The sequence below is a fragment of the Paraburkholderia sp. PGU19 genome, from assembly GCF_013426915.1.
In the GTDB taxonomy this organism is placed as follows: domain Bacteria; phylum Pseudomonadota; class Gammaproteobacteria; order Burkholderiales; family Burkholderiaceae; genus Paraburkholderia.
In genome coordinates, this window is sequence record NZ_AP023179.1 from 1,400,330 (window position 1) to 1,414,098 (window position 13,769).

Genomic DNA, 13,769 nt, shown 5'->3' on the forward strand with positions numbered 1-13,769 from the left:
CTTCCTTTTCCTGCATTCCCATCACGTCATCGACTACGCATGAATGATCTTCTGCGCTCGTTCGGGCGCGCGCTTTCTTCCGTGCTGCATCCACGCATGTTGTGGCTGACGTTCATGCCGTTCGCGGCAGCCACGATCGTCTGGGGCGTGGCGCTGTGGTTTTCCTGGCAGACCCTGATCGGCGCGACGCGTAACTGGCTCGAAAGCTGGCCGCTCACGACCACGCTCTATGGGCTATTCGACTGGCTCGGTTTTTCGTCGCTGCATACGGCCGTGGCGCCTTTCATTGTGATTGCTGTCGCGATTCCGCTGATCGTCGTCACGGTGCTGCTGCTGATCGCAACGCTGTCGATGCCCGCCGTGATCAGGCATCTGTCGAAGCGGCAGTTCGCCTCGCTGGAAATGCGGCACGGTGGCACGTTCGCCGGCAGCCTCGTGCATTCCATATGGACGACGCTCGTGTGCCTGCTGGTGCTCGTGATCACGCTGCCGCTGTGGCTGATTCCGCCGTTCTTCGCGCTGATTCCGCCGCTGCTGTGGGCTGGCTCACTTACCGCGTGATGACGTACGACGCGCTGTCGCTGCACGCCAGCAGCGAAGAACGGCGCGCGCTGGTGCGCCAGCATCGCCTGCCGCTGCTGTTGATCGGCGTGGCGAGCGGGCTGCTCGGCTCGCTGCCCACGTTGATCTGGGCGTCGTCCGTGTGGCTGATCGTGCTGTTCCCTGTGATGACTGCCGTGACCATCTGGATCTATGCTTTTATCCTCGTGTTCACGGCGCTGTGGTTCGGCTACTACTGCCTGCGCGCGCTGCAGCGGATGCGCGCCGGCGAGCATGGCGGGAACGGTCACCATGGTCCCCACGGCGCGCGCGGCACAGCGCCTGTCTCCTACTGATACAAGAGGCTTCAATGGCATTTGGCGTCATCATCATCGGCGATGAAATCCTGTCCGGCAGACGCGTCGACAAGCATCTGCCGAAAGTCATCCAGCTTCTGAGCGCGCGCGGCCTGTCGCTGTCATGGGCCGAATATATCGGCGACGATCCGGAGCGCATCACGGCGACCTTGCGCCGCACGTTCGCTTCCGGCGATATCGTGTTCTCGACGGGCGGCATCGGCGCAACGCCCGACGATCACACGCGCCAATGCGCCGCCGCCGCGCTTGCCGTGCCGCTCGAACTGCATCCCGAGGCAAAGGCGCTGATCCAGGAACGCATCCGCGAGATGCACCCGGCCAATTCGCCCGCGCCCGTCGATTTCAATTCGCCGGACAACCTGCATCGTTTGAACATGGGCACGTATCCGCGCGGCGCGTCGATCATTCCGAATGGGTACAACAAGATTCCTGGTTTTTCTGTCGGAGATCATCACTTCGTCCCGGGCTTTCCGGTGATGGCCTGGCCGATGATCGAATGGGTGCTGGATACGAAGTACCAGCATCTGCATCATTCGACGCCGCATGCGGAAAAGTCTCTGCTCGTCTTCGAGTTGCCCGAGTCGACGCTGACGCCGCTGATGGAAAAGATCGAGCATGACTTTCCGGGCGTGCGCGTATTCAGCCTGCCGAGCGTTGGTGACTCGGAGCGCGGCGGCATCTATGCGCGCCGGCATATCGACCTCGGCGTGAAGGGTGAGCCGGAAGCCGTCGCGGCCGCGTTCGTGAAGCTGCGCGAAGGCGTGCATCTGCTCGGCGGCGATATCGTCGAGCCGGAAGTGGCAGCGCAGGCGCAGTCGCGTAACTAGCGCGGCGGAGAGGGGCGTGCAACGCGTCCCGGTCCTAAGAACATCATCCGCGTGTCACATCGCGCGCGGACGATTCCAAAAGAAAACGGCGCACGGTATGCAACGTGCGCCGTGTGCGTAAGAAGCGACGGCTGCGCTTCTTACTCCTATGCGTGCGTGAGATCCGTCAAGCGCCAATCCACGGCAGTCCGCGAAAACACCAGCCCGACACCGTCTTCCGATGCCCTTGGCCATCCTTGTCGCCTTCGAAGCCTTCGAGCAGATCCAGCGCCTTCGTGAAGCCGGCCTGGGTGGCGGCGATAGCTGCCAGCTTCGAGCGCGCCGCGCTGCGGCACAGCAGCAGCACGGGCGTGTCGGGCGTCGCGACCTGGCGCAGCTGATCGATGAATTCGGCATTCGGCACGCCGCCCGGATAGCGCGTCCATTCGACATGCGCGTACTGGCCGTCGCCGACGACGGGGCGGCCGACCCAATCCAGTTCGGCGCGCGTGCGCACATCGACGAGACGGGTGCGCGGGTCGAGTTGCAGAAGCTCGAATGCCTCGGCAGGCGTGACGGCGCCCGCGTAAGGGAGCTGATTGACGACACGGCGCTTTTCAGCCTGGCTGTACAACTGTTCGAGCGTACTCATGACAGCAAATCTCCTTGGGGCCAAAAAAACATTCTAGCAAGGTGTCGTCGCGGCGCACGCCCCACCGCCACGCACAGCGCGAAATTCGGCGATGGACGGTGTCGCCCGACAATGGTGCAAAATGAGCGCTATGCACCAAAACGGAATCTTAAGCGGGCGCAGACTACGGGCGCGCACAATCATGGTGCAGATGCATCGCGTGGCCCCGGACAATTCCCGCAAACGGTGTATGCAAATTCCCTGCGAAGGCGCGTCGGCATTGGGGCTGTAACGACGTGGCGCACACGGAACACAAACATGGCACAGAAGCTGCTTTATTGGTGCCGATCAGATTGGCCCGATGCCAGCATCATATTTCCCCACCCGTACGTATCGAGGGGTGGACGCATCGAGGCTGGTCAGCTAGATTGGGCGGCGGCTGAACCCGCCGAATTCGTTAATCAGGAGATAGGTTATGAGTAAATCCGTGGCCGACGTCATGCAGCTCGTCAAGGACGAGGACGTCAAGTTTGTCGACTTCCGTTTCACCGACACGCGCGGCAAGGAGCAACACGTTTCGGTGCCGGTGTCGGCATTCGACGAAGACAAGTTTGAAAGCGGCCATGCGTTTGACGGTTCCTCGATTGCTGGCTGGAAGGGCATCGAAGCGTCGGACATGCTGCTCGTGCCGGACGCCGACACCGCCTTCATCGACCCGTTCTACGAAGAGTCGACCCTCGTGCTGACCTGCGACGTCGTCGAACCGGCTGACGGCAAGGGCTACGAACGCGACCCGCGCTCGCTCGCAAAGCGCGCCGAAGCGTATCTGAAGAGCACGGGCCTGGGCGACACGGCCTACTTCGGTCCGGAACCCGAATTCTTCATTTTCGACTCGGTCCAGTGGGCTGCTGATCAATCGGGCTGCTTCGTCAAGATCGGCTCGGAAGAAGCACCGTGGTCGTCGGGCAAGGAATTCGAAGGCGGCAACACGGGTCACCGTCCGGGTACGAAGGGCGGCTACTTCCCGGTTGCTCCCGTCGACACGTTCCAGGACATCCGCTCGGAAATGTGTCTGCTGCTCGAACAGATCGGCATCCCCGTTGAAGTTCACCACCACGAAGTGGCAGGTCAAGGCCAGAACGAAATCGGCACGAAGTTCTCGACGCTGGTTCAACGCGCTGACTGGACGCAACAGCTGAAGTACATCGTTCACAACGTCGCGCACACGTACGGCAAGACGGCGACGTTCATGCCGAAGCCTGTCGTCGGCGACAACGGTTCGGGCATGCACGTTCACCAGTCGATCTGGAAGGACGGCCAGAACATGTTCGCGGGCAACGGCTACGCTGGCCTGTCGGAATTCGCGCTGTTCTACATCGGCGGCATCATCAAGCACGCTCGCGCGCTGAACGCGATCACGAACCCGGGTACGAACTCGTACAAGCGTCTCGTGCCGCACTTCGAAGCGCCTGTGAAGCTGGCTTACTCGGCACGTAACCGTTCGGCATCGATCCGTATTCCGCACGTTCCGAACCCGAAGGGCCGCCGTATCGAAACGCGCTTCCCGGATCCGCTCGCGAACCCGTACCTGTGCTTCTCGGCACTGATGATGGCAGGTCTGGACGGCGTGCAGAACAAGATCCATCCGGGCGAAGCCGCCGACAAGAACCTGTACGACCTGCCGCCGGAAGAGGATGCAAAGATCCCGACCGTGTGCGCCGGCCTCGATCAGGCGCTGGAAGCACTCGACGCAGACCGTGAGTTCCTGACGCGTGGTGGCGTGTTCACCGACGGCATGATCGACGCTTACCTCGAACTGAAGGAAACCGAGCTGCAACGCGTGCGTATGACCACGCACCCGGTCGAGTTCGAACTGTACTACTCGCTGTAATCGCTGTAGGTGGCGCTGCGCTTCGTTCGCGAGATGCGGCGAAGCGTACGCCCCGACGCTGCGATCGGTCACGAAGGGACGGCGGCGCCGTCCCTTTTTCGTTGGATCGAAAGTTGTGACGTTTTTGTTGCGGAACGGCTGCTGCAGCGTGTTGTTGATTTGACGTATTGAACCGCGTGCGATGAAGCCCGCCTCACCATCTCCTGTCGACGGGGGTTGGCGCTCTGGCGCTGGCTGCCGTCCCATGCAAGGCTATCGAGACCCGACTGCAAGATGGTATTGAAGAACCTGATCAAGGCCAGAAAAGGGCACACCGACGCATTGTCGGATGATGCGCAACTCGTCGAATCCGGTTTGCTGCCGGGCTTCGAGGCGCTGCCCACCGTCGTGCTCGTGCTCGACAAGCGGACGCTGCGTGTTGCGTTCGCGAATCCGTCGGCCGAGTCGATGCTCGAAATGTCGCGCCGGCAGCTCACCCAAATGGCCTGGCCCGACATCTTCACGAACGGCGAAGAACTGACGGCGACCATCGCCGCGATCGCCGCTCACCGTTTTCACGCGACCCATCTGGATGCTGTGCTCGAACGCGCCGGCCACGAGCCGCTGCACGTGCATGCGATCGTCGGCTTCCTGGAAAGCGCGCAGGACTACGTGCTGCTCGAGCTGTTCGAGAACGAGCGTCATCTAAGGTCCGACCGCGAAGAGCGCATCCATGATCTGACGGCCGTCAACAAGCAGTTGATCCGCAATCTCGCGCATGAGATCAAGAACCCGCTCGGCGGCATTCGCGGCGCGGCGCAACTGCTCGAATTCGAACTCGGCGCGCGCGAACGCGACGAGCTGCGCGAGTACACGCAGGTCGTCATCAAGGAATCGGACCGGCTGCAAACGCTCGTCGACCGGTTGCTCGAACCGCATCGTCATCCGCATATCGTCGGCGACGTGAATATTCACGAAGTCTGCGAGCGCGTGCGCGCGGTGATTCTCGCGGAGTTTCCGCGCGGTCTGACGATCGAGCGCGACTACGACGTCAGCGTGCCCGATCTGCGCGGCGACAAGGAGCAACTAATCCAGGCGCTGCTGAACATCGTGCGCAATGCTGCCGAAGCGCTGCGCGAACGCATCTCGCAAGGCGATGCGCGAATCGAGTTGCGTACCCGCGTGGCGCGCAAGGTGACGATCGCGAAACGTCTTTGCAAGCTGGCACTGGACTTGCATATCGTCGACAACGGGCCCGGCATTCCCGAAGACATACGCGACCGCATCTTCTATCCGCTCGTATCGGGCAGGGAAGACGGCAGCGGTCTTGGCCTGACGCTCGCGCAGACTTTCGTGCAACAGCACGAAGGGATGATCGAAGTGGAGAGCCGTCCGGGTCACACCGAGTTTCAGATTCTGCTGCCGCTCGACAGCTGATACTTGACTGGTTACACCACACGCAAGACAAGACTTCTGACGGACCTATATGAAGCCGATCTGGATAGTAGACGACGATCAATCGATCCGTTGGGTGCTCGAAAAAGCACTCGCACGCGAGAACTTCGCGACGCGCAGCTTTGCGAATGTGCGCGAAGCCGCGGGCGCACTGGAACACGACAGCCCGCAGGTGCTCGTCTCCGATATCAGGATGCCTGGCGGCTCCGGGCTCGAACTGCTGCAGACCGTGCGCGACCGCGTGCCCGGCTTGCCCGTCATCATCATGACGGCGTTCTCGGATCTCGATAGCGCCGTGGCCGCGTTTCAGGGCGGCGCATTCGAATACCTCGCGAAGCCGTTCGACGTCGATAAGGCCGTCGAGCTGATTCGCCGCGCCGTCGACGAAAGCATGCGCGGCGAACACACATGGGACGACCGCGTTGCCGAAGCGCCCGAGATGCTCGGTCAGGCGCCCGCGATGCAGGACATGTTCCGCGCGATAGGCCGTCTGTCGCATTCGGCCGCGACCGTGCTCATTACGGGCGAATCAGGCACCGGTAAGGAACTTGTCGCGCGCGCCTTGCACCGACATAGCCCACGCGCGAACGGTCCGTTCATCGCATTGAACACGGCGGCGATTCCGAAAGATCTGCTGGAATCCGAACTGTTTGGTCATGAGCGTGGCGCGTTCACGGGTGCGCAGGCGATGCGCCAGGGCCGTTTCGAGCAGGCTGAGAACGGCACGCTGTTTCTCGATGAAATCGGCGATATGCCATTCGACTTGCAGACGCGTCTGTTGCGTGTGCTGTCGGATGGGCAGTTCTATCGCGTCGGCGGACATAACCCGCTGCGCGCGAACGTGCGCGTGATCGCCGCGACGCACCAGAATCTCGAATCGCGTGTGCGGCAAGGACTGTTCCGCGAGGACTTGTATCACCGCTTGAACGTGATCCGTCTGCGCTTGCCGGCGCTGCGTGAACGCAGCGAGGACATTCCGCTGCTAACGCGTCACTTCTTGCAGAAGAGCGCGCGCGATCTTGGTGTCGAGCCGAAGCGCGTGTCGGATGAAGCGCTTGCCTATATGACGTCGCTGCCGTTTCCGGGCAACGTTCGGCAACTCGAAAATCTCGCGAACTGGCTGACCGTGATGGCGCCCGCGCAGACGATCGAGATCAAGGACTTGCCGCCCGATCTCGTATCGACGCAGCAGGCCGGGGCGGAGTTCGCGACGTCGGCGGGATCGCTGCCGATCGACGGCTCAGTGAGCAACGGTGGCGTCACAAACGGCGTGGCGCCGATCGCGGGTGCGCCCGTCGCTGCCGGCGGCGTGGTGATACCGTCGCCTGTTGCCGCGTGGGAGAGCGGGCTGCGCACGGAAGTCGCGAAGCTGTTGCGCGAGAATGCCGCCGATGTGATGGATGAGCTGTCGCGCCGTTTTGAAGCGGCTGTGATCCGCGAAGCGCTCGACTTCACGCGCGGGCGCAAGGTCGAAGCGGCCGAGCGGCTCGGCATCGGGCGCAATACGATCACGCGCAAGATTCAGGAGTTGAATCTCGAACCGTAAGCGTTGACGCCTCAGGGCATGATGCGAGTGGTGCGGCGTTCATACGCGGCAAAGTAAAGCGGCTCGACGGCGCGGTGCGCCATCGAGCCGCTTCTTCTTTTGCGAATGCGCTTGTGCTTATGCGGCGAGTTACTCGGTGAGCGCGACGACGGGCGCGTGATCCGACGGCTGATCCCACTTGCGTGGCGTCTTGTCGACGTCGCAATGCGTGCAGCTTGCGGCAAGCGGCTTCGACAGCAGGATATGGTCGATGCGCAAGCCCGCGTTGCGGCGGAACGCGAGCATCCGATAGTCCCACCACGTGAAGGTCTTCTCGGGCTGATCGAAGAGCCGGAACGAATCGACGAGACCCAGTTCGACGAGGCGGTTGAACTGCGCGCGCTCTTCCGGCGACACGAGGTTCTGTCCTTCCCACGCCTTCGGATCATGCACGTCGCGGTCTTCGGGCGCGATGTTGTAGTCGCCCAGCAGCGCGAGCTTTGGATGCTGCGCGAGTTCGCTGGCGATCCAGTCGTGCAGCGCGTCGAGCCAGCGCAGCTTGTAGGCGAACTTGTCGGTGCCGGGCGCCTGGCCGTTCGGGAAGTAGGCGCTGATCACGCGCACGCCTTCGATGGTGGCCGCGATCACGCGCTGCTGCGGGTCCTCGAAGCCGGGTATGTTGCGCATGATGCTGGCTTCGTCGACGTTCATGCCGTCGCGCACGAGTATGCCGACGCCGTTATACGTCTTCTGACCGGCGAACCAGCTGCGATAACCCTTTTCCTCGAGTTCTGCGCGCGGAAATTTTTCGTCGGGCAGTTTCAGTTCCTGAAGACACAGCACGTCGGTCTGGCTGAGTTCGAGCCAGTCGATCACATGCTGCTGACGAACCTTCAGGGAGTTCACATTCCACGTGGCTAATTTCATCGCTCGTTCTCGTTGTATCAGGTGCTGGATGGAATCTTACCGCGATCGGGCAGCGCCGCTCAGTACGGCAACATGCATAGGCAAAAACGCAAAAGCCCGCAACGCTTTGGGCGATGCGGGCTTTGGATGCGTAACACTACCTGTACTGCTTGAGGCCGTGTGGAGCAGGACACGATGCCTTTGAAACTGGTTGCGGGGACAGGATTTGAACCTGTGACCTTCGGGTTATGAGCCCGACGAGCTGCCAGACTGCTCCACCCCGCGTCAGAGAGGCGAATTGTACGGACACCTTCGTCATGCGTCAAACATTTGATCGAAGTTTTTTCATCTTCTTCTGCTACGTGTTGGTGGCGTAGTGTTTCATCGCGTGTTTCATCTCAACCATGATCGGCTTCGATCGCCCAGTCGACAGCCTTTTGCGCATGCAGCGCAGTCGTATCGAACACAGGCAGAATAGCGTCTTCCTGTCGGACCAGCAGCGTGATCTCGGTGCAGCCGAGAATGACGGCCTGCGCGCCGCGAGCCTTCAGGTCTTCGATCACGTTTTGATAGATCGCTCGCGATGACGGCTCGATGGTCCCATGGCACAACTCGTCGTAGATGATCCGATGGACGTGCGCGCGGCCTTCGTCATCGGGGATCAGCGTATCGAGGCCGAAGCGCTCGCGCAGGCGACCCGCGTAGAAGGTCTGCTCCATCGTATAGCGCGTGCCCAGCAAGCCGACTCGCTCGATGCCCGCCGCGCGCAGCGCTTCGCCCGTTGGATCGGCGATATGCAGAAAGGGCACCGCGATCGCCGCTTCAATCGCTTCGTGCACGCGATGCATGGTGTTCGTCGCGAGCAGCACGATGTCGGCGCCGCCGCGCTCCAGTTGTCGGGCGGCATCCGCCATCTGCACGCCGAGCGCGTGCCAGTCGCCCGCTCGCTGGTTCGCTTCGATGGGTGCGAAGTCGACGGTCACCATCAGGCTGCGCGCATTGTGATGGCCGCCGAGACGCGCCTTCGCATAGCGGTTCAGCAGCGGGTAATACTCGGCCGAGGATTCCCAACTCATCCCGCCGATCACGCCTATCGTTTTCATATCGCGCTCTTGTCTGTACCCGTTGATCGCGTCGAGTATAGGCTGCGAGCCGTTGGGGTGAGCGGTACGGATCGCGCGTGGCCGGCCAGTACGGTACGGTCTTTTGTCCTTTGCCATCAGGATGCTCCCAACGCATTCCTTCCGCCGATAGAATCGTAGTCATGCAAAGGAGCCGCCCATGGATCTGATCGTCCGCAATGCCGTATTGCCACGCAGTGCCCCGAAACAGAATGGCCCCGTCGATATCGGCATCGAAGGCGGACGCATCGCCGCCGTCGCGCCGAACCTCGCCGCCAGCGCACGCGAAGAGATCGACGCGCAAGGCGCGCTCGTTACGCCGCCATTCATCGACGCGCACTTCCACATGGACGCGACGCTGTCGTATGGCTTGCCGCGCGTGAACGCATCGGGCACCTTGCTCGAGGGCATCGCGCTGTGGGGCGAACTGAAGCCGCATCTGACGCAGGAAGCGCTCGTCGAGCGCGCGCTGCAGTATTGCGACTGGGCCGTCGCGCGTGGTCTGCTCGCCATCCGCACGCATGTGGATGTATGCGACGAGCGCCTGCTCGCTGTCGAAGCACTGCTCGAAGTGAAGCGCCGCGTCGCGCCTTACATGGACCTGCAACTGGTCGCGTTTCCGCAAGACGGGCTGCTGCGCAGTGCGGGTGCGTTCGACAATCTCAAGCGCGCGATTGCGATGGGTGTCGATGTGGTCGGCGGCATTCCGCATTTCGAACGGACGATGGCGGACGGCGCGGAGTCGGTGCGGCTGCTATGCGAGTTCGCTGCTGAAAAAGGCTTGCGCGTCGACATGCATTGCGACGAATCGGATGATCCGCTGTCGCGTCACATCGAAACGCTTGCGGCGCAGACGCATCGGCTCGGGTTGCATGGCCGCGTGACAGGCTCGCATCTGACGTCGATGCATTCGATGGACAACTACTACGTCAGCAAGCTGCTGCCGCTGATGCGCGAATCGGGCGTGGCGGCCATCGCGAATCCGCTGATCAACATCACGTTGCAAGGGCGCTCGGACACCTACCCGAAACGGCGCGGCATGACACGCGTGCCGGAGATGCTGGCGGCGGGGATCAACGTCGCGTTTGGCCACGACTGCGTGATGGACCCTTGGTACAGCCTCGGTTCCGGCGACATGCTCGAAGTCGCGCACATGGGCTTGCACGTCGCGCAGATGACGGGTATCGACGCGATGCATGCGTGTTTTGACGCCGTCACGGTGAATGCGGCGCGTATTCTTGGGCTGGAGCGTTATGGAGTTGAGCCGGGATGCGATGCGAATCTCGTCGTGCTTGACGCGCGCGATGCTGTCGAGGCGATACGTTTGCGCGCGGCGCGGCTGGCAGTCGTGAGCCGGGGGAAAGTGGTGAGCCGCGCTCCGGCGGCACGCGCGATGTTGTCGCTGGAAGGGCGGCCTATGGAAGTGGACTTCAAACTGCATCGCGGGTGAATAGGGTTCGTGACGGATTTGGTTTGCTTGCCTTTGCGCTGGCATCCGCGATTCGTTATCTAGCTTCAAGCGTTGCCCCTGTGCGGGGCGGCACCTACTTTTCTTTGCCGCCGCAAAGAAAAGTAGGCAAAAGAAAGCGGCTAACACCGCCAGCCCGTGCTCTTATCCACGGGCCCTCAAGGTCCCCATGCTTCATACGGCTGTGCCCCGGTTGGCGCGCGTTGCCAACGCTTCGAATGAACGCCTCACCCGCTTCAAATACCCATACTTAGGCCGGCGGCAGCGAATGGTTTGTGCCGCCCAGGTGACAAACTGTGTGTAGGTTGTCGCGTCGTATAGGTTGGCGCTCTTACAGCGTGGAACGCGTGCGCTATCGGTCCGGAGTGGTGCATTTATGGTGCGAACGCCTACACACAGTTTGCCACCTGGGCGGCGGTGGAAGATCTGGCACGGCAGGCTGCAACGCGGGTGGGTGAAGTGGGTGAGGCGTATAGAGAGAGCGTTGGCAACGAGCGCGGACTGGCGCGTTGCCGTGTGAAGCGTAAGAACCTTTGGGGGCCCTCAGGCAGGAAGAAATGTTGGCGGTGTGAGCCGCTTTCTTTTGCCTACTTTTCTTTGCGGCGGCAAAGAAAAGTAGGTGCCGCCCCGCACAGGGGCGACGCATGAAGCACGGTAACGCATCGCGGATGCCAGCGTAAATGCCAGAACACCACACGGCGACGCGTGAAGCACGCTAACGAAACGCGGATGCCAGCGAAAGAGCCACAAAAAAGCGGGCCCGGCAACCCCGAACCCGCCCTTTAAGTTAACTCTGCATACACCGCGGAGCGGCAAACCAAATGCCACACAAACCCGCGCTCTACCGCATCAAAACCGTCAATGCGCCCCACCTGGCACCGCATCCGGCGCCATGCCGTTGTGCCGCAGCAGCGCATCGATATTCGGCTCGCGGCCACGGAACGCCTTGAACGATTCCATCGCGGGACGGCTGCCGCCCACTTCGAGAATCTCCTTGCGGTAACGCGTGCCCGTTGCCGCATCGAGCACGCTGCCTTTGCCCGCTTGCGCGGCTTCTTCGAACGCGGCGTAAGCATCGGCGGACAGTACTTCGGCCCACTTGTAGCTGTAGTAGCCCGCCGCGTAGCCGCCCGCAAAAATGTGGCTGAAGGTATTCGGCCAGCGCGAGAACGACGCTTGCGGAATCACGTGGAAGCGTTCGTTGATCTCACGCGCCAGATAGTTCGCGCTCTTTGCGCCCGACGTGTCGAAGTCGACGTGCAGCTTCATGTCGAACATCGAGAACACGATCTGACGCAGCGTGCCCAGCCCGCTCTGGAAGTTCTTCGCGGCGAGCATCTTGTCGAACAGGTCGCGCGGCAGCGGCTTGGCCGTATCGACGTGCGACGTCATGTCGCTCAGCACGTCCCACTCCCAGCAGAAGTTTTCCATGAACTGCGACGGCAGTTCGACGGCATCCCATTCGACGCCGTTGATGCCCGACACGCCGAGCTCGTCGACGCGCGTCAGCATGTGATGCAGACCGTGACCGAACTCGTGGAACAGCGTGATCACTTCATCGTGCGTGAAGCACGCGGGTTTGCCGCCGACGGGTGCCGAGAAGTTGCACGTCAGATACGCGACGGGCGTCTGCACCGCGCCGTTGACGGGCTTGCGGCGCGAGCGGGCGTCGTCCATCCACGCGCCGCCGCGCTTGCCTTCGCGCGCGTACAGGTCGAGATAGAACTGCGCAACGAGCCCGCCGTCCTGATTCTCGACGCGGAAGAAGCGCACGTCCGGGTGCCACGTCGCTGCTTCGTCGCGGCGGATCTTCACGCCGAACAGTGTCTCCGTGACCTTGAACAGGCCCTTGAGCACCGTGTCTTCCGGGAAATACTGCTTCACTTCGTTCTCGGAGAACGAATAGCGCTTCTCACGCAGGCGTTCGGCGGCAAACGCGACATCCCACGGCTGGAGTTCGGCGAGACCCAGCTCACTCGCAGCGAACTCGCGCAGTTCCTTCCAGTCGTGCTCGGCGTGCGGACGCGCGCGCGTCGCGAGGTCTTCGAGGAACGCCATCACCTGTTCCGGCGACTCGGCCATCTTCGGCGCGAGCGACACCTCGGCGAAGTTCTTGAATCCGAGCATGTGCGCTTCTTCTTCGCGCAGCTTCAGCGCGTCAGCGACGATGCCCGTGTTGTCCCAGTCGGTATTGCCCTTGCCGTATTGCGGCCCGAGTTCCGACGCGCGCGTGACATAAGCGCGGTACATCGTCTCGCGCATCGCGCGGTTTTCTGAATACTGCATGACGGGGAAGTACGACGGGAAATGCAGCGTGAACTTCCAGCCGCTCTTGCCTTCGCGCTCGGCTGCTTCGCGCGCGGCTTCGATCACGTCGTCGGGCAAGCCCGTCAGTTCGTCCTTGCTTTCGGCGATGAACGCGTATGCATTCGTCGCATCGAGTACGTGATCCGAGAATGCTTTCGACAGTGCGGCCTGGCGTTCCTGCAGTTCCGCGAAACGCGGCTTCTGATCTTCAGGCAGTTCGGCGCCCGACAGTCTGAAGTCACGCAGCGAGTTGTTCAGGATCTTCTTGCGTTCGCCCGTCAGCGATTCGAAATCATCGGCGGCGGCAATGGTCTTGTACTTCTCGTACAACGCCAGATTCTGCCCGACGCTCGACCAGAACTCGGTGACGCGCGGCAGGTTCTCGCCGTACACGGCGCGCAGCTCGGGCGTATCGGCGACGGCGTTCAGGTGGCCGATCACGCCCCAGGCGCGCGACAGCGGCTCCGTCGCGCGTTCGACGGGTTCGACGACCTCGGCCCACGACGCCGGCGTCGACGGCTCGGCCGCGCGGTCGACTGCCGCGCTCGCATTCGCGAGCAGCACATCGAGGGCAGGGGTTACATGTTCGGGGCGGATCTCGCCAAAGCGCGGCAGATCGGAGAAATCGAGGAGCGGATTGTCGGATGTCGATTGAGAGGTGGACATGATGCTTCCTGTCTGACGCGGTAAATGAACGCCCGGATGATGCGTTTCCGGGCCTGAAACGTAAGCGGCGCGCATGACGCGCGCAGCACGCGGCGCG

Annotated in this window: 9 protein-coding genes, 1 tRNA gene and 1 pseudogene; 6 read left to right on the forward strand and 5 right to left on the reverse strand. The window is 62.1% G+C overall.

Going from position 1 to position 13,769, the window contains the following annotated elements; genetic code table 11:
- The first annotated feature begins 39 nt into the window (after nt 1–39).
- Nucleotides 40–896, forward strand: a pseudogene (locus tag H1204_RS06520) (EI24 domain-containing protein).
- A gap of 14 nt (nt 897–910) precedes the next feature.
- A complete protein-coding gene (locus H1204_RS06525; RefSeq protein WP_180730464.1) occupies nt 911–1,744 on the forward strand; it encodes a molybdopterin-binding protein in 834 nt (277 codons plus the stop codon).
- A gap of 166 nt (nt 1,745–1,910) precedes the next feature.
- Here the strand turns inward: H1204_RS06525 and H1204_RS06530 are convergent, their stop codons facing one another.
- On the reverse strand, nt 1,911–2,375 hold the full coding sequence (locus H1204_RS06530) for a rhodanese-like domain-containing protein (protein WP_180730465.1): 465 nt from the start codon (nt 2,373–2,375) through the stop codon (nt 1,911–1,913).
- A gap of 454 nt (nt 2,376–2,829) precedes the next feature.
- Here H1204_RS06530 and glnA point away from each other — a divergent pair, with 454 nt between their 5' ends.
- The 3 genes from glnA to ntrC all read left to right on the forward strand — a co-directional run bounded on the left by glnA (nt 2,830) and on the right by ntrC (nt 7,225).
- On the forward strand, nt 2,830–4,245 hold the full coding sequence (gene glnA / locus H1204_RS06535; RefSeq protein WP_180730466.1) for a type I glutamate--ammonia ligase: 1,416 nt from the start codon (nt 2,830–2,832) through the stop codon (nt 4,243–4,245).
- Nucleotides 4,246–4,518: 273 nt separating this feature from the next.
- A complete protein-coding gene (gene glnL / locus H1204_RS06540) occupies nt 4,519–5,661 on the forward strand; it encodes a nitrogen regulation protein NR(II) (protein ID WP_180730467.1) in 1,143 nt (380 codons plus the stop codon).
- Between the two features lie 49 nt (nt 5,662–5,710).
- Nucleotides 5,711–7,225 (forward strand): nitrogen regulation protein NR(I), encoded by a 1,515-nt coding sequence (ntrC, locus tag H1204_RS06545; RefSeq protein WP_180730468.1) that lies wholly within the window; start codon nt 5,711–5,713, stop codon nt 7,223–7,225.
- Nucleotides 7,226–7,354: 129 nt separating this feature from the next.
- Here the strand turns inward: ntrC and xth are convergent, their stop codons facing one another.
- The 3 genes from xth to H1204_RS06560 all read right to left on the reverse strand — a co-directional run bounded on the left by xth (nt 7,355) and on the right by H1204_RS06560 (nt 9,213).
- Nucleotides 7,355–8,131 carry an exodeoxyribonuclease III gene (gene xth / locus H1204_RS06550; RefSeq protein ID WP_180730469.1) on the reverse strand — a complete coding sequence of 259 codons (777 nt, stop codon included), beginning with the start codon at nt 8,129–8,131 and terminating at the stop codon, nt 7,355–7,357.
- Between the two features lie 187 nt (nt 8,132–8,318).
- Nucleotides 8,319–8,395: transfer RNA gene (locus H1204_RS06555), tRNA-Met, on the reverse strand.
- Between the two features lie 113 nt (nt 8,396–8,508).
- Nucleotides 8,509–9,213 (reverse strand): aspartate/glutamate racemase family protein, encoded by a 705-nt coding sequence (locus H1204_RS06560; protein WP_180730470.1) that lies wholly within the window; start codon nt 9,211–9,213, stop codon nt 8,509–8,511.
- 178 nt (nt 9,214–9,391) lie between these two features.
- Between H1204_RS06560 and H1204_RS06565 the strand changes: the two genes are divergently transcribed.
- Nucleotides 9,392–10,681 (forward strand): amidohydrolase family protein, encoded by a 1,290-nt coding sequence (locus H1204_RS06565; RefSeq protein WP_180730471.1) that lies wholly within the window; start codon nt 9,392–9,394, stop codon nt 10,679–10,681.
- Nucleotides 10,682–11,557: 876 nt separating this feature from the next.
- On the opposite strand, the gene H1204_RS06570 is transcribed toward H1204_RS06565, so the two are convergent.
- Nucleotides 11,558–13,672, reverse strand: coding sequence for a M3 family metallopeptidase (locus H1204_RS06570; protein WP_180730472.1), 2,115 nt, complete (start codon nt 13,670–13,672; stop codon nt 11,558–11,560).
- Nucleotides 13,673–13,769 lie beyond the last annotated feature (97 nt).